This window comes from Arthrobacter sp. TmtSoilC48, from assembly GCF_059739425.1.
Map to the genome: position 1 here is coordinate 1240843 of NZ_AP046049.1, position 14505 is coordinate 1255347.

Sequence of the window (14505 nt, forward strand, 5' to 3'; positions counted from 1 at the left end):
AAAATCTACGACTCAGCACCGCCGGAATCCTGGCTGGTCAACGCATCGTTTTCAAGTTCACGACGAGCATCCTTGATTGCATTCTTTACGGCACGATAAATGACACCGTAAAGGACATACAGGAATATTGCCGCAAAGATCAGCGGTACAAAAAGCGTGAGAGTGAGATCCAAGTTAGAGGGCTCCATAGATCGGCTGGGAAGACTTGCGCAGGACGTCACCCTGGCTGTTATATCCAATGTTCAGGAATCCCCAACCAACAGACACGCTGGCGACACTCCCACCACGGTTTGCCTCGTACGAGAATGCAATTCCCACCTGCGCCGGACCACCAACTGTGCAATTGGCCGCGTTCAGCGTCGATGTGACGTACCCATTGTCGGTCAGGTTTGCGAAACCGGAAGTACCATCTGCAATATTCCAAATGGGGGACTTTGAGCCCACACCGGCGTCCCGCAGGGTGGCACGATTGGTGACCGTTCCATCATACTTGCCGGTATTGGCCAGGAGATTTCCGTGCCGAACACAGTCAGGATAAGTGAACTGCAAGGAAGCCAAGTCCTCGGGGGCGCCTTGGCCGACGAAGTCATCCCGCCAGTTCCACTGGCCATAGACCTTCAACTGGCGGCTTCCCTGTGCCAGCGGCACGTACGTGACGAAGACATTGAAGGCGTCCTGCGGGAAAGCCATCGGCTGAAGCCCCGTGCTCTCGCCATTCAGGACAGCTTGGGCATGCTCCGCGCTGACCTCACCCTCATTGTTCAGCGAGATTCGGGTGCTCTGTCCCGTCAACTTCTTTGAAAGTTTGTTGAGCCCAACAATGTCCTGAGGGTTGTTTGCAACAAACTGATCAATTTGCGCTTCAATTTCAGCATTGGAGAGCTTCTTTCCGACTTCGGCACTCGCCGGCGTGGCCGCAAGTCCGATAAGCAGGGCCGCGCTTGCGATAACGGCCATTTGCTTACATAATTTCCCCATTTTCCCCCCAAATATTTCTGTTGCTGAATTAATGCATGGATCACAGTATAGGACGTCGTGGCGAGCAGCAAGTCATATGAGCGCACCCAAAAATAGATTAGGCACTATAGACGAATCATCGTTTCATTTCCAGTCAATTCATTAGAAAGTGCTGCCCTTGGCATGCTGTCCCCGCGACAAATAGAAGGTGGCCTTGACTCCGTCGGGGTCTGTGGCAGTCACGACTACGCGTCATGAATTGCCTATTCGGAAGGCCGATCCGCGCCCGCAGAACACGAACTGTAGAACCGTCCATACTTGGCCAGCACCAAATACATGACGACGGCGGTGACCCCACCCAGGAGGGGTCCGGCCCAGATCGCTATGGACGTTCCATGAATGAGGATCGCCGCGGCCGTGAAGGCAGACGCGAGGAGGCTAATTGCTGGTGCATCTGAGGCGGTCTCCCGATCGGTCACGGTCGCAACAGTGAGGGCCAGCCCATAAGAGATGGCTAAACCTAGCCAGTAGCTTCGGATCCGCTTGGCTGAGTTCGCGTTCATCGTAGGTTTCCCCAAAGATTCTTCACTGCCGGTTGCGTCTATGGATACGTGTCGCTGGATGGCGAGGTGGACATCGCCCCAGGTGGAGGCGTCATGGATGGCGGCTGCCTCGACATGATCGGGCATTGATTCCACCACCTAGACCACCATTCCCCTCCACCTAGATAGCCCCACGCGGCACTTATCTTTGGGGCATTCCACCACCTAGTTTCGATTTCCTCCTCTGTGGCACCTTCTCCAGCCCATAGCTTCGTTCCAAGAACGAGGGAAATTATTGGGGGTTGGGTAATTGACGCTGAATGAACAACAGACCATTGCCGCGGCGGTAGATCAGTGGATTACCGGCATACCGGGGCGCATCGCAGGCCACGTAGTTTTCGTGGAGAATCCCGAGCACACTGACTACGCAAAAACATTGGCCGGTGAGGGCTCCGTCATCCTTGCCCTCAATGGCGACAGGGACGACGAAGCCATCACAGCCGTGTCCGGCTCGTTCGATGCCACCGGAGAAGAACTCTTGGTGAACGGCACGCTCAGCCTGGAGATACAGGATTACGTAGCCATTCCCTTCGTGAATCTTGTCGGGGTCACGCTTGTCCGCATCACCTCCGACGATGATTGGCTGGCATTCTTCGACGACGCCGACGAAGCCCGCCGTTCGGGCCACTTTATTCGTCAGCTCATCGAGGTCAACGCAGTCTTGGCCGAACGTGGATTGTTGACCGGACAAAGCTGCCAGGATCTCGCGAGGCTGCACATTGCGGCCGACGGAACAGTCCTCAGTGGTCCGTACGGCGCGAAGATCGGCCGAATCGGCGATCCCTTTTCCGATCTCCAAAGAAGATCGCTCGCGCTCCAGCCGGAGTCTTCGATTGCTTCCATTCGCGACCCCCGAAGTGTTCGCGAATCGCTGGCCGCCAGACCATGGATTCCCCGCTACCTGGCAGCGTTGGATGCCTGGAAGTTCATCTCCAGGGAGGACAGTGCCAGCACTCAATTTGTTGGCTTCGGCCTAAGCCTCTACGGAGCATCCACAAATGGCGAGCTGCCATCGCCAGGTGCGCCGTTCATCATTCGACATGGTGGCGAGCACAGTCTTTTGGACACCCAGTCCGGACGGGTCTTCAAGGTCGGGATTGACGCAGCTACCATCATCGAGGCCATCTCCAACCTGCAGGACGTCAGCGCTGCTGCCGCGCTCATAGCGCCGGCCCTCAACCTCCCAGAGGCCGTAGCAACAGGATCCGTGACGGCAATCCTGAATCAGTTCGAGCAGCTCGGCATTGACCTCATCGGCACTAAACGATGACCGTACCTCTAAAACACCAGGCACAGATCCCGCTCTGGGTTCCACTTGTAAGCCAGCACGATTTCGAGGCAGCAAGCTACACAGCGGTCAGGGCCCAGGGGGTCCATGTAAATTTCGAGGACGGGCAGCGACGACTCTGCGCAAAGAGCGGCCTGTGGAACACGAACCTTGGCTATGGCAATGCACAGATTGCAGAATCAGTAGCCAATGAACTGGAAACAGCCTCCTACCTGCCGCTTTTCCGGACTGCGCACCGCAAGGCCATTGAGGCAGCCACGGCACTCCTTGAATTGCCGAAGCATCACTTCGAGCGCGTTCTCTTCTCGACGTCGGGAGGTGCCGCCAACGACGCCGTTATGAAACTCGCGCGCCACTACTTCGTCCTGGACAAACAACCCGAACGCAAACTCGTCATCGGGCTAAGCGGCAGCTACCACGGGCTCACCTACGGCAGCCAGGCACTCAGCGGCGACGACCTCGGCCAAGCCGTATATGGGGTGGACAGGCGGAACGTCCGGCATATCCGGTTCGACGACGGAGGCGTGGAGTTGGCCCAACTCATGCAACGGGAGGGGCACCGCGTAGCAGCAGTGGTGGTTGAGCCCGTCCTTGGTTCGGGTGCGGAAGTTGTACCGGACGCCTTCCTGGCTGCACTCCTCAAACACCGGGATGAGCATGGCTTCCTCGTCGTAGCTGACGAAGTCGCCACCGGGTTCGGCCGTATCGGAGGGTGGTTCGCTTCAGATGAGTGGCGGGAAGCCCCGGACGTCGTTGTCACTTCCAAGGGACTTACCAACGGCACCAGCGCATGTGCCGCCCTCCTCATCGGCCAGCGCATAAGCCAGCTCTTCGATAAGAACGAGGCCGTCTTTGTCCACGGCGAAACCCAAGCCGGAACCCCAGCTACCTGTGCCGCGGTTCTCGCCACGATCTCCGAGATGAAAAGGCTTGACCACAACACTCTGACTCACCGTGTGTCAGAAGGCCTCGACCAGCTCATTGCCAAACTCCAGGCAAGTCCAGGGGTAGCCGGGACCTCTGGACGGGGGTGCATGCGGGGCGTCCTGCTGCGAACCGACAGTGGATCACCCCTTTCTCCGAACGGTGTCCTGGCTGTCGTCCGGCGGATCCATCAAGCCGGGGCTATCGTGCAGCCTGGGCCAGGCCGTATCCAGCTGCTGCCAGCACTGATCTATACACGGGAGAACTTCGGGGAACTGCATGCGGCCATGGTCGATGGGCTGGCAAAGGCGGAACGCGACGGTGTTTTCGCATGATCGCCGATCGCATATGGAACACGCGATGCGTCGTCCTCGACCCAGGGATGGCACCCAAATATATTGGCGGACTCACCCGTGGCCGGACCGGACTCGTGGTGGACAAGGCACTCACGGGTCAGAGGGATGCGTTGTTGGCGCGCGACCTAAAGGGAGCGCCAACACTGGAGCTGAACGCTGCCCCGGTCACAGTCGAAACCCTGCGGGTTGTGGGCAGCTTTGTCCGCAAACACGGACTTCGGACAGTTGTGGGACTTGGCGGCGGTTCCGTGATGGATGCAGTGAAACTCGCGGCATTGTTCACTGCGGACCCGAGCCTCACGGTCTTCGTCGAACGCCATGCCAAACGTTCGGGTCTGATAGTCCTGCCTCCGGTCGCCTATCCAAACGAGCGCTCCCGCACCATCCTCATGCCGTCAACCGTGGGGACCGGCGCTGAAGTCAGCGCAGTAGCGTGCCTGGACACCGCCGTCGGACGCCGTTTGATCTCCTCACGTCACCTCACAGGTGACGTGGCCGTGCTCGACGCCGACAATCTCGCCACCCTGCCCACGCAGCTGCTTTTCGAAGGGTTGCTTGAAGCGTTCCTCCGGGTGGCAGGGACCATGATTGGCAGCAGCTCAAGCGTGTTCGACGACGACGGCCACTCACTTTTGGCGCGGATCGTCCGGCTCGGGAATCGAGTGACACGTGAGGATGCGCCCGAGCTGAGACTGACGGCAGCCCACCTCAGCATGGAGACCCACACCGGCTGGGCCCTGATCGGCCGTGATCCGTACGGAGCGAAGCACTGGTATGTCGCCAACGAACTCGCCCACGTCACTGGGGCCCGAAAGATGACCGCCACCGCCTCGGTGATGGGTCCCATCTGGGCTGAGATAGCCAAGGGAAACGCAGCCTGGGGAGACCAACACAGACTCCTGAAGCTCTGGTCCGTGGTTGTAGATGCGGATCCTTCATTGGATCCCAACCCCGCCAAAGGCATCAACCAATTGATGTGGCGGTGGGGCATTGCGGGTCTGGACGTTATCGGGGAGCAGGCGCTGATGAAGACTTCCGAGGCCGCCCTCCGGAACTGGGGCGGTGGTTTGCCGATGCTGCGGGGCATTGATGCCGTGCAGATCCAGTATGTCCTCTCCAAAGCAGGGCTGGAACAACAAATCTTGCCAGGCCCAGTGGGCGAGCTACGAGCGGTAAGGGAAAGGGGGTGAGCACCATGAGCAGCACTCTTGCACCCAGGACTTTGGACCTCAACGTCCAGGAACTGGAAAGCATCGACGTCCCTGACGACTGGAGCGAACGCATCCACGGCATCACCGTGGGCCTCGCATTGATCGGGATCGCCGTCAGCATCACCTGACGAATACGCGCAGTCCGTCAACCCACAGCGAAGGGAGGTGAACGCAAATGCAGAAACAGCTCAACATCTCCATCCAGGAGATCGAGTCGCTGGAAACCCCGGACTTCAACAACTGGTTCATCGGAGTGTCCCAGGGAGTTGCCATCGGCATTATCGCCGTCAGCATTACCTAACCGTCCCGGAAACGGAACGGGAAAACGACAAAAGACCAACAACAAAGAAAGGAGAACGCAATGATCGCAAACCCGAACCTGCAGCTGACCATCGAAGAACTGGAGAACCTCGACACCCCGGACGATACGCCGTGGTACATGCGCGTTGGTGACGTCATCATCATCGCCGGCATCTTTGTCGGAATCGCCGCCACCTAGCTGGTGCACGCGGGCGGCGCAACCTTTCGCTGCCGCCCGCGTGTAACCCGGACACCAACCAACTCCCGGAGAACACGAGCTGATGAATACCCCACCCGACAAGTCCGCCGATGCCATCCTGCGCGTCCTTGGCCATATGGATCCACCCGAGGATTTGTACAGCGTTTCAGGGTCACGCCTTTACGATCAGATCACTGCTGGCGACCTGACCGAACTTCCCGAGATCCTGGCTGCGGCACGAAAAACCACCGGCCCCATTCTTGAACTGGCTGCGGGATCGGGCCGGATCACCCGCCCTCTCCTTGCCCTCGGACGTCCGCTGACCGCCGTCGATTCTTCGCCGGAAATGCTCGCGATACTCGCGGAAAGAATCGCAACCACGGCGTTCAATCCCCGCGGGGTGGCGGTGGAATTGGTCGAAGCGGACATGTCCCGATTTGAGGTCGACGGCGGCTACGGTTGCGTCGTTCTCGGCGCAAGTTCCATCACGCTCCTGGATTCTCATGGCAGGAGGGAGTTGTTCGGACGCGTCCGTGACTGCTTGACGCTCGACGGCCGCTTCCTCTTGACAGTACTCAACGCGGACAGTCACCAGGCCTCGGAAGGACACGACGGCGGGACGACAGTTTCGGCGCTGGGCGAGGACGCATTCCTCATCACCATGGAAAGTCGTGATCCGATGAACGGGGCCAGACACGTGACCATGATCCATGTCGGCTTCAATGAAGAGGGTACGTACCGATCGTCCGCGTATTCGAGCGACATCGCTTTCGTCAGTAACAGCCTCATCGAGGAGGAAGTGCTGGCAGAGGGTCTCACTATCCTCGAACGGCGGCCGGTCCGCATCGCCACCCCGGTGCCGGGGCTGAACGACATCGAGTTGTGGGTGTGTGGCAGGTGAGCATCGATCCTGTACGTACTCTTGATCCTTCGTTCGGGCTGGTGTCCGAGGCGACGGTCTACCTGCCCAACGATGTTGGGCTCTGGCGCACCGTAGCTTCGCTGGCAAATGGGCGCCCGGATGGGAAAGGGTTCGCAACCGCCGTCGGAGCTTTTGACGTGAAGAAGCGGTCCTCCATGACACGGGGCGCTGGCGAGGCCGTTGAGCGTTTCGCGTTGGTGCCCGGGGCGGCTGACGTCGAACATCTTCTTGCCGGGAGCGTCGGAACGGACAAGCGCATCGATTTCGTCACCGCAGGGTTGGGCCGCGCATCTGCCCTCGCCTTCGACTTCCCGTGGTACCGGGCAACGGATTTGCTGACGGGCCAGGAATCGCACATGCCAGCTGCCGTGGTGGACTACAGCGCCGGAGCCTCCACGTCTCCCGAACCTTGGAGCCGCTTCTTTGACCCTTCGCCGAACGGCGCAGCTTCCGGGCCGTCAGAACGCTTTGCGCAAGTATCCGGCATCAGCGAAGTCATTGAGCGGGATGCCTTCCTTTCCGCATGGCGCCAGAGGATTCCGCTCAACAAGTTTGTGTCTGGGGCAATGCCGGCAGACGTGCTCGACGCGCCCGGGACACGGAGTTTCCTGCGGCTCGTGGCGGCTGCACGCGCTGCAGGCATTGAGCCCACCCTCGCGTTTGTCCCGCACGATGAAAGTCCGTTGCATGTAGCGGTCTGCGTCATCACCGGCCCCCGGGAGCCCGGGCACTTCGGTGCCGTTGGCCTCAAGGCAGCAGCCGATCCCGTCGTCGCACTGGCGGGAGCCCTCCAGGAAGGCCTGCAGATCCGCGAACTCTTCCTGGCACGAACGCCCTCAACAGTTTCATCATCGCAGGTGACAGACGACGAATCCCGTGCTGACTTCTGGACCACCGGGCAGGCCTTGGCTGAACTGCATTTGTGGGTTCGAACCTTCAGACCCGCCCACTTTCCGCCGGTCAATCACGTACCGAACGTCGATGCCCTGGTGAAGTACTTGGCGAGGCGTGACATTCAGTCGCACTGGGTCAGCCTCACCCACCGCCTCCCAGCAGCCATTCAGGAGCTCGGCTGGGTAGCCGGCAAGGCGATTTGCCCAGGCGCGGTTCCGTTGACGATGGATGAAACCAAAGGACTGGTCCGTATGCCCCCAGGATCTGTCGGTGACCCATCCGGCTCGTCCACAACACCGCACCCACTGATATGAGAAGGCCATATCTGTCCGGACCACCCAAGGTTCCGGTACCAGCTCAGTGGCCGGTACAGCTGGCCGCATCGGCCTCCATTGATCAACCGTTACGCGATGGCGGTCCTTGGATTGTTGCCATGAACAGTGTGCCCAAAGCTCGCGTTTCAGCAGATGTAGCTGCTGTGCTCAGGACAATTGACGGCGAGAAAAATCCTGCCCAGGTTGCCCACCGCCTTGGGCCTCCTTGGACTGCCGCCGACGTCATGGGAATCGTTCGCCAGCTGACGCACACCGGCATCTTCGACGGCGGTGCGCACCCGCCGAGGGAACGCAGGGTCCAGTTCCGGGCACCGTTAACGGTGCAGTTCACCTTGTTCAATCCGGCGCCGTTCCTGACGATATTCCGGCCTGTTGTTGCTGCCATGGCGCGGCCAATAGCTGCGTTGCCGGTTGCCTTGCTCCTCATAGGCGGCATCCTCGGCGCCCTGGCAGCTGGGCCGGACGTTTGGCGGGTCTTGGCACGCCCACTGGCCCTGGATGTATACGTCAATGTTGCAGGTGCGATGTTGGCCTCCACGTTGCTGCATGAACTCGGCCATGGAATGGCCCTCAGCTACTTTGGCGGTACGCCTCGACGCATTGGCATCATGTTGTTCTACCTATCTCCGGCATTCTTCTGCGACGTAACCGATGGCTGGCGGTTGAGCTCCCGGAAGCAGCGGGTTGTGATTGCCCTGGCCGGGCCCCTGGTGCATCTTGGCTTAGGGAGCATTGCGCTGGCGGCGCAGGCTTTCCTACCGGCTTCCTCGGTGAAAGATGCGGCGCTGCTGTATGGGGTCATTTGTTGGGCCGTCGCCATCTTGAATCTCTTCCCGTTCATCAAGTTGGACGGTTACGTTGCCTTGATGTCCGCTGTGGACATTCCCCACCTTCGCCGGAAATCCATAAAGGCATTGGCCGACGTCCTTTGCTCAAGGTTTCTTGGAGCGCGCGCCACCTTTCGTGGTAACGGTTTGCTTCCCTGGTTCGGGTTGGCGAGCTCCATTGCAGGTGTCGGCTTCATGGTCATTGGCTTCCAACGCATCGTGCCGATTTTCCTGCAGCTCGGTTATGCAGGGCACATTGTGGTGTTTGCCGTCCTCTGCCTGCTCATCGTGGTGGCTTGCAGAAGCTTGATTCAGTTTTTCCGCATGGCCGCGCAGAATGGCAGCCCAGTGTGGAGGCATGCCGTCATCATGCTCCTGGGAACTCTTGCCATCGGGACGCTTCTCGTCGTAATCCCTGTACGTCCTATGACCATTGCGGGCTACACCTATGTGAATGGTCAGCTGCTCATCGTGACTTCCAACCAAGCTGCCGATCAATCGCTGGAACCGGGCGACAGCGTCACCTTGCAGTCGCAGGGAATGATCATCCATCAAAACCTCGGCCGGGCCATTATTGGCGACCACCCGCCGTCGTCAACCATGGCACCGGTGGACACCGTCGTCCCGATAGCGCTCGCAGACACCACCCTGCCCGTGTTGGCGTACGTCGGCCAGTTGGAAGGAAGCGCCACCCTCCCTGCATCGGGGCGGGCGGAGGTAACCAGCGGGCGTCAAACGAATGTGGCGGAGTGGCTCTGGCAAGCCATTTCACACTCGCCGTTATGGCCCGGACAAGCCGAACCCGACGACTCAACGAAAGGGCACTCATGACAATCCACGCCAGCTTCGAGGGATTCAGCAAGCGAAGGGGCCAACAGCTTGCCGTCGACGATCTAACGTTCAATGTGAGTGCCGGGCGGGTTGTGGGATTGATCGGCCCCAACGGTGCCGGAAAGAGTACGGCGCTCGCCGGGCTGACAGGCCTGGTGAAGGCGACGTCGGGTCGTGCAACGGTCTTCGGACTGGACTATCGCTCGCTCAAGAGGCCGGCCACCAAGGTTGGAGTGAACTTGGACGGGATGGAAGTGGAGCCCGGATTAACGGGGCGCCGCCATCTGCAGATCTGCCGGTTGGCAGCAGGGGTGGGTAGGGAAAACGTTGAGCGGGTCCTGGACCAGGTGGATCTTGCAGCCCACGCGGACAGGAAGGTCCGGGACTACTCGCTGGGCATGAAACAACGGCTCGGGATTGCATCCGCGATCATCGGAAACCCCCGGCTGCTTGTCCTCGACGAGCCTGCCAACGGTCTGGACCCGGAAGGCATCCAGTGGCTGCGCGGCTTTCTCCACGGGTTCGCCGAATCCGGCGGGAGTGCCTTGGTTTCAAGCCACCAGCTATTGGAGCTCGAACAAGTGGTCCAAGACGTCGTCATCCTGAAGCAGCGGACGTTGTTCCACGGGACCCTTGAGGAAGCGAAGGTTCTTGGTGGCGGCAGCCTCGAATCGGCGTATTTCAAGATCCTGGAGGGTGCCCGGTGACGGGGCGTCCCCACTCCAACTGGGCCTGTGGACTACGCGCAGAGCTACTGAGGTACTTCAGCGGCTATTCGATTCTGGGCATCCTGGCCTTCAGCGCCTTGGTGCCCTGGTTCGTGGCCAACTTCCTGGGCTGGCCGGATAGTGCAGATCAGCTGTCCGCGACGGAAAATATTCAAGCGTTTTGGGCTCTGGCCACCAGCATTACGATCGTGGCCACGTTTGCCGGGAGCTACCTGGTGACACGCGAGTCCTACTACGGGACGCTCCGACACAGCCTAGTGATGTCCGGGTCAGTGCAGCTTGTGGCGGTCAAGTACGCTGCTGCGCTCGTGGTTGGCCTTGGCACCCTGGCGGCGGGAATTCTGGCTTGGGGAGCCAGCGTCGTTTTCACCCTGACGCCGGAATTGCGCGCAGAACTCTTCTCCCCAGAGTCCTGGCGGTCCTTGCCCGGCGTCGTGGCCGCGTCAGCTGTTGCTTCCCTGTGGGGTTGCTCGCTGGGCTGGATTATTCGGCATTACTACGCGACGACGATCGTCACCATGTTGATACCGCTCGCCGTCGAACTGCCCGTCGTGGCAAACGAGCCCGAAATAGGGCGATGGCTGCCCTCCGGCGCTTTGGCGGGCATTGCCTCCCTGCCTTTTGAGGGCCTTCTTCCACCAGGCTCCGCGTTCCTGGTGTCGCTGGCGTGGCTACTCGCAGCTGGCGCCTGCCTCGTCGCGGTGCTCCAGAGAAAGGAGTTCTAGGTGGTGCCCGCGCTTCTTGCCGATCTTCGCCGGCCGTGGCTGTGGAAAGGCTCCGGGACTGCGTCCGCGCTTGTTCTCGGTCTACTGGGCACGCTCCTGGTGGCAGCCAATCTGGAACCCACCACGGGTGGTCCTTCTCCCGAAGGACCTCTCCGAGAGGCAGGCCTGTCGCTCATGCTCACAGGTGCGGGCGTGATGGGCTCCTGCTCGTTCACGGCCGACTTCCGGGCGGGGTGCCTTACCCGCCGGGTCCTGTTGTTCCAAAGGATCCCGGCATTTATTGCCCGAGCCCTGACAACAGTTCTTGCAGCACTCCTGAGCGGTGTGATCGTCGGCGCCGCCTTCGGCTTGTCCGGAGCACTATTTCCAGAAGGATGGCAGGTCAGCCCACAGGTGGTGCTGGCCTTCGCCGGAATGGCGGCGATGGGATCCGTTTGGGGATTCGCGATCGGGTCCTTCATTCGGAGCCATCTTGTGAGCCTCTTCGCAGTTCCGCTGAGTCTGGTGGTTCCGCAGGTCCTGCCCCTGGGCAATGCCGGGGCGTACCTCTTTCCGTTCCAAGCTGCCGACTGGGCGAATCAAGCGGCAGTCCACATACCGCCGTCGGGGTCTTTCTCCGGGGCTCTTGCATCGCTGTTAATCGTCTTGGGGGCAGCCTGCGACGTGTTCTCCAAGCGTGACTTGGCCTGATAACCATCAAGAAATCAAGGAACTCATTGTGAATCGTAAACCGCTGGTATGGCTTCTTCTCGCCCTCACCATGGCCTCTTACGCCGTCTATATTTTCCTCTCAAGCAGCAGCGAATCTGTTTGGTCCCTTATTTCCGGAATCATCATCGCGGCGGCTTCGTTGGTGATGTTGTGGAGATTCTGCCGGGAACTCAAGACCAACCGCCAAGAGTGAGCAATTTGGACGAATTGTGGCGAAAACTCTGGACTACGCGGGCGTACAAAGGTTTTGTCACCATCAACCAGGACACGTACCTGGAAGCTGACGGCTCAGTTTCAACCTGGGACGTGATTGCCAGCCCGGACTCCGCCGCGGTTCTCGCCTTCACGGAGGGCGGAACGGAGGTGGTGCTGTTTGAGCAGTTCCGCGTCGGGCCAGGGAAGACCTTGCTTGAACTGCCCGGGGGCTACTTGAACGAGAATGAAACTCCGGTAGATGCGGCCCAACGCGAGTTGGCGGAGGAAACGGGCTATGGTTCGTCGGCCATCTACTACGCAGGATCCGAGTGGTGGTCCGCCAACTCAAGCAGGTGCAAACACCTCGTCATCGCAGCAGAAGCCCGCCCCGGCAACGACCCCTTGTGGGACGCGTCCGAGGCGGGCTTCGTTCGGCTATTGCCAAGTGACGAGCTGATGGACTTCCTGTTGAGCGGTGAACTGACAGACGCGGGACTTGCCTGCCGCGGACTCATGAAGTTCGCTGCCGGCACCCAACCTGCCGGCACCCAAGGGAGCCCTGCATTGGACAAGCTTCATGCGACAGTCCGAGGCCTGTTTCCTGGCTAGTACGTACATCAATCACGGCCCGCTGCTTGGCTTCAAAACCATCGCCGATCCACCTCCACGACGCGTCGGCTCAGCTGCAGCCGTGAGCTTTCCGCCTTCGCCGAACTCAATCGCCGTTGCCGCCCCGATTTCGGCTAATGAGGTGAAGGCATCACCGGCCGGAACCAGATCGTGCCCCAATGATTCCAACGCGGGGCCGTAAGCATCAATGAACGCTGGCTCGGAACTCACGGTGAGACCGTTTCGAGGAGCAGCCCGCGGAGCGGCGATTGCCTCGGAGATATCCATCCCCAGGTCAATGCGGTTCAGGATGGTCTGCAGCACGGTGGTTATGATGGTGGATCCGCCCGGCGAACCGAGGGCCAGGAACGGGTTGCCGTCTTGCAGGATGATGGTGGGCGACATCGAAGAACGGGGACGTTTGCCTGGCTGGATCCTGTTGGGATCAGTCGCCTTGTATTCGGCGCTGAAGTCAGTCAACTCGTTGTTCAAGAGGAATCCGCGGCCCGGGACGACGATTCCGGATCCACCTGTTTGCTCAATGGTCAGGGTGTACTCCACCACGTTTCCCCATTTGTCGGCGACCGTCAGGTTGGTGGTGGAAATGTTCTCGGTGTCCGTCTCGTCGGCGAGCGGTGCAGCCGCGGCCGGGCACGCGCCGTCGTACGTTGTTATGTCTCCCGGGGTAACCGGCTTGGGAGCTGCAACAGTCGGATCAATCTTGCAGGCGCGTTCCTTCCCGAAAATCGGGTCTGTGAGGACATCAGTGGGAACATCAACGAAGGCCGGATCGCCCACATAAGCGCCACGGTCGGCGAACGCCAACGAGCTGGCCTCGAAATAGTGGTGCAGCGCGTCCACCGGCTGCATGTCCTTGAGCTCGAAGTTTTCCAGGATGTTCAGCGACTCGCCAACAGTGGTTCCACCGCTGCTGGATGGCGCCATTCCATAGACGTCATAGCCGCGGTACTCCACGTGCGTTGGATCCTGGTCGAGAGCCTTGTACCCGGCGAGATCGTCCGTTGTCATGAACCCGACCGGTACGGGCAGGTCAGTCTCGCCGGATTTAGGCGGTGCTTTTACTGCGGAGACAATTTCTTCTGCGAGCGGACCCGTGTAGAAAGCGCTGGTGCCTTGCTTTGCCAGCAGGCGGTAGGTCTCGGCCAGTTCGGGGTTCTTGAAGATACTCCCGACGGCGGGAGCGTCGCCACCGGGGAGGAAAAGGTCCTGGGTGGAGGTGAAGGTGTTGAAACGGAACTTGTTGTCCAGAGTCTGGTTCCGGAACGTCTCGTCTACCACGAACCCTCTGTTGGCTACCTTGATTGCCGGCTTCAGTGCCTCGCCCAAGTTCAACGTCCCCCAACGCTCAAGTGCGCGTTCCCACGTGGCCGGGGTGCCGGGGACGCCGACAGAGACGCCGCTGGTTGGCAGTTCGGGCCTCTTGGTCGTAAAGAGATAGGGCTTGCCGGTGGCGGGATCGATGAAAGCATCGTTCGGCATAGTTGCCGGCGCCGTTTCGCGGCCATCAATGGTGCTGACTTTCTTGGACTTGGCGTCGTAGAACACGAAGTAGCCGCCGCCTCCGATGCCTGCGCTATACGGTTCCGTGACGCCCAGCGTGGCAGCTGCGGCCACAGCCGCGTCCGCAGCGTTACCGCCCTTGCGGAGGACTTCGATGGCGGCCGCTGAAGCCTCCGGATCCACCGTGCTTACCGCGCCGCCGTACCCGGTGGCAGTGGGGTTTTTGTCAGTTTCGCGAGGATCGGCGAAGGCAGGACCCGCCACCGCTCCGCTAGTCACGCTCAGGGCCAGGGCTGCGGTGACCGCAGCCAGTTGGCGTCTCACATGTGTCATGGTTCTCCCAGATCTTTCCCAGACGATGATGTGGTTG

At 60.2% G+C, this 14505-nt stretch carries 18 protein-coding genes; 14 read left to right on the plus strand and 4 right to left on the minus strand.

Translation table 11 applies throughout. The annotated features are described in order from the left end of the window. Nucleotides 1-5 precede the first annotated feature (5 nt). The 3 genes from AC6I97_RS05955 to AC6I97_RS05965 all read right to left on the minus strand — a co-directional run bounded on the left by AC6I97_RS05955 (nucleotide 6) and on the right by AC6I97_RS05965 (nucleotide 1646). On the minus strand, nucleotides 6-173 hold the full coding sequence (locus tag AC6I97_RS05955; protein WP_224088992.1) for a hypothetical protein: 168 nt from the start codon (nucleotides 171-173) through the stop codon (nucleotides 6-8). 1 nt (nucleotide 174) lies between these two features. Next, the gene (locus AC6I97_RS05960) at nucleotides 175-957 is read right to left on the minus strand and encodes a hypothetical protein (RefSeq protein WP_497944372.1); all 783 of its coding nucleotides are present in this window, start codon (nucleotides 955-957) and stop codon (nucleotides 175-177) included. 263 nt (nucleotides 958-1220) lie between these two features. Then, nucleotides 1221-1646, minus strand: coding sequence for a hypothetical protein (locus AC6I97_RS05965; protein ID WP_497944373.1), 426 nt, complete (start codon nucleotides 1644-1646; stop codon nucleotides 1221-1223). 163 nt (nucleotides 1647-1809) lie between these two features. Between AC6I97_RS05965 and mpaB the strand changes: the two genes are divergently transcribed. From mpaB to AC6I97_RS06035, 14 genes are all read left to right on the plus strand, one after another. Continuing rightward, a complete protein-coding gene (gene mpaB, locus AC6I97_RS05970; RefSeq protein ID WP_497944374.1) occupies nucleotides 1810-2829 on the plus strand; it encodes a daptide biosynthesis RiPP recognition protein in 1020 nt (339 codons plus the stop codon). Continuing rightward, nucleotides 2826-4106, plus strand: coding sequence for a daptide-type RiPP biosynthesis aminotransferase (mpaD, locus tag AC6I97_RS05975; protein WP_497944375.1), 1281 nt, complete (start codon nucleotides 2826-2828; stop codon nucleotides 4104-4106). The genes mpaB and mpaD overlap by 4 nt, the downstream gene beginning before the upstream one ends. Then, complete coding sequence (mpaC, locus tag AC6I97_RS05980; protein ID WP_497944376.1) at nucleotides 4103-5317, plus strand: daptide-type RiPP biosynthesis dehydogenase; 1215 nt, start codon at nucleotides 4103-4105, stop codon at nucleotides 5315-5317. Before mpaD ends, mpaC begins: the two co-directional genes overlap by 4 nt. 5 nt (nucleotides 5318-5322) lie before the next feature. Next, nucleotides 5323-5466 carry a daptide-type RiPP gene (locus AC6I97_RS05985; protein WP_224165398.1) on the plus strand — a complete coding sequence of 48 codons (144 nt, stop codon included), beginning with the start codon at nucleotides 5323-5325 and terminating at the stop codon, nucleotides 5464-5466. A gap of 47 nt (nucleotides 5467-5513) precedes the next feature. Beyond that, complete coding sequence (locus AC6I97_RS05990) at nucleotides 5514-5639, plus strand: daptide-type RiPP (RefSeq protein WP_263422270.1); 126 nt, start codon at nucleotides 5514-5516, stop codon at nucleotides 5637-5639. A 60-nt stretch (nucleotides 5640-5699) separates the two neighbouring features. After that, the gene (locus tag AC6I97_RS05995; RefSeq protein WP_224088985.1) at nucleotides 5700-5837 is read left to right on the plus strand and encodes a daptide-type RiPP; all 138 of its coding nucleotides are present in this window, start codon (nucleotides 5700-5702) and stop codon (nucleotides 5835-5837) included. Nucleotides 5838-5919: 82 nt separating this feature from the next. After that, a complete protein-coding gene (gene mpaM / locus AC6I97_RS06000) occupies nucleotides 5920-6738 on the plus strand; it encodes a daptide-type RiPP biosynthesis methyltransferase (RefSeq protein ID WP_497944377.1) in 819 nt (272 codons plus the stop codon). Continuing rightward, complete coding sequence (locus tag AC6I97_RS06005) at nucleotides 6735-7967, plus strand: YcaO-like family protein (protein WP_497944378.1); 1233 nt, start codon at nucleotides 6735-6737, stop codon at nucleotides 7965-7967. The genes mpaM and AC6I97_RS06005 overlap by 4 nt, the downstream gene beginning before the upstream one ends. Further along, nucleotides 7964-9646: a daptide biosynthesis intramembrane metalloprotease gene (mpaP, locus tag AC6I97_RS06010; protein WP_497944379.1), complete on the plus strand. Its 1683-nt coding sequence runs from the start codon at nucleotides 7964-7966 to the stop codon at nucleotides 9644-9646. Before AC6I97_RS06005 ends, mpaP begins: the two co-directional genes overlap by 4 nt. After that, nucleotides 9643-10353 (plus strand): ABC transporter ATP-binding protein, encoded by a 711-nt coding sequence (locus tag AC6I97_RS06015; protein WP_497944380.1) that lies wholly within the window; start codon nucleotides 9643-9645, stop codon nucleotides 10351-10353. The genes mpaP and AC6I97_RS06015 overlap by 4 nt, the downstream gene beginning before the upstream one ends. Further along, nucleotides 10350-11099: a hypothetical protein gene (locus tag AC6I97_RS06020; protein WP_497944381.1), complete on the plus strand. Its 750-nt coding sequence runs from the start codon at nucleotides 10350-10352 to the stop codon at nucleotides 11097-11099. Before AC6I97_RS06015 ends, AC6I97_RS06020 begins: the two co-directional genes overlap by 4 nt. Beyond that, the gene (locus AC6I97_RS06025; RefSeq protein WP_497944382.1) at nucleotides 11100-11789 is read left to right on the plus strand and encodes a hypothetical protein; all 690 of its coding nucleotides are present in this window, start codon (nucleotides 11100-11102) and stop codon (nucleotides 11787-11789) included. A gap of 28 nt (nucleotides 11790-11817) precedes the next feature. Continuing rightward, a complete protein-coding gene (locus AC6I97_RS06030) occupies nucleotides 11818-12003 on the plus strand; it encodes a hypothetical protein (RefSeq protein ID WP_224165391.1) in 186 nt (61 codons plus the stop codon). After that, a complete protein-coding gene (locus tag AC6I97_RS06035; RefSeq protein WP_497944383.1) occupies nucleotides 12000-12614 on the plus strand; it encodes an NUDIX hydrolase in 615 nt (204 codons plus the stop codon). The genes AC6I97_RS06030 and AC6I97_RS06035 overlap by 4 nt, the downstream gene beginning before the upstream one ends. A 12-nt stretch (nucleotides 12615-12626) precedes the next feature. On the opposite strand, the gene ggt is transcribed toward AC6I97_RS06035, so the two are convergent. Continuing rightward, the gene (ggt, locus tag AC6I97_RS06040) at nucleotides 12627-14468 is read right to left on the minus strand and encodes a gamma-glutamyltransferase (RefSeq protein ID WP_497944384.1); all 1842 of its coding nucleotides are present in this window, start codon (nucleotides 14466-14468) and stop codon (nucleotides 12627-12629) included. Nucleotides 14469-14505 lie beyond the last annotated feature (37 nt).

What these genes read in the sequence shown, in the direction of transcription:
- AC6I97_RS05960 (WP_497944372.1), bottom strand. Translation starts at nt 957, where the DNA reads ATGGCCGTTATCGCAAGCGCGGCCCTGCTTATCGGACTTGCGGCCACG.
- AC6I97_RS05965 (WP_497944373.1), bottom strand. Translation starts at nt 1,646, where the DNA reads ATGCCCGATCATGTCGAGGCAGCCGCCATCCATGACGCCTCCACCTGG.
- mpaD (WP_497944375.1), top strand. Translation starts at nt 2,826, where the DNA reads ATGACCGTACCTCTAAAACACCAGGCACAGATCCCGCTCTGGGTTCCA.
- mpaC (WP_497944376.1), top strand. Translation starts at nt 4,103, where the DNA reads ATGATCGCCGATCGCATATGGAACACGCGATGCGTCGTCCTCGACCCA.
- AC6I97_RS05985 (WP_224165398.1), top strand. Translation starts at nt 5,323, where the DNA reads ATGAGCAGCACTCTTGCACCCAGGACTTTGGACCTCAACGTCCAGGAA.
- AC6I97_RS05990 (WP_263422270.1), top strand. Translation starts at nt 5,514, where the DNA reads ATGCAGAAACAGCTCAACATCTCCATCCAGGAGATCGAGTCGCTGGAA.
- AC6I97_RS05995 (WP_224088985.1), top strand. Translation starts at nt 5,700, where the DNA reads ATGATCGCAAACCCGAACCTGCAGCTGACCATCGAAGAACTGGAGAAC.
- mpaM (WP_497944377.1), top strand. Translation starts at nt 5,920, where the DNA reads ATGAATACCCCACCCGACAAGTCCGCCGATGCCATCCTGCGCGTCCTT.
- mpaP (WP_497944379.1), top strand. Translation starts at nt 7,964, where the DNA reads ATGAGAAGGCCATATCTGTCCGGACCACCCAAGGTTCCGGTACCAGCT.
- AC6I97_RS06015 (WP_497944380.1), top strand. Translation starts at nt 9,643, where the DNA reads ATGACAATCCACGCCAGCTTCGAGGGATTCAGCAAGCGAAGGGGCCAA.
- ggt (WP_497944384.1), bottom strand. Translation starts at nt 14,468, where the DNA reads ATGACACATGTGAGACGCCAACTGGCTGCGGTCACCGCAGCCCTGGCC.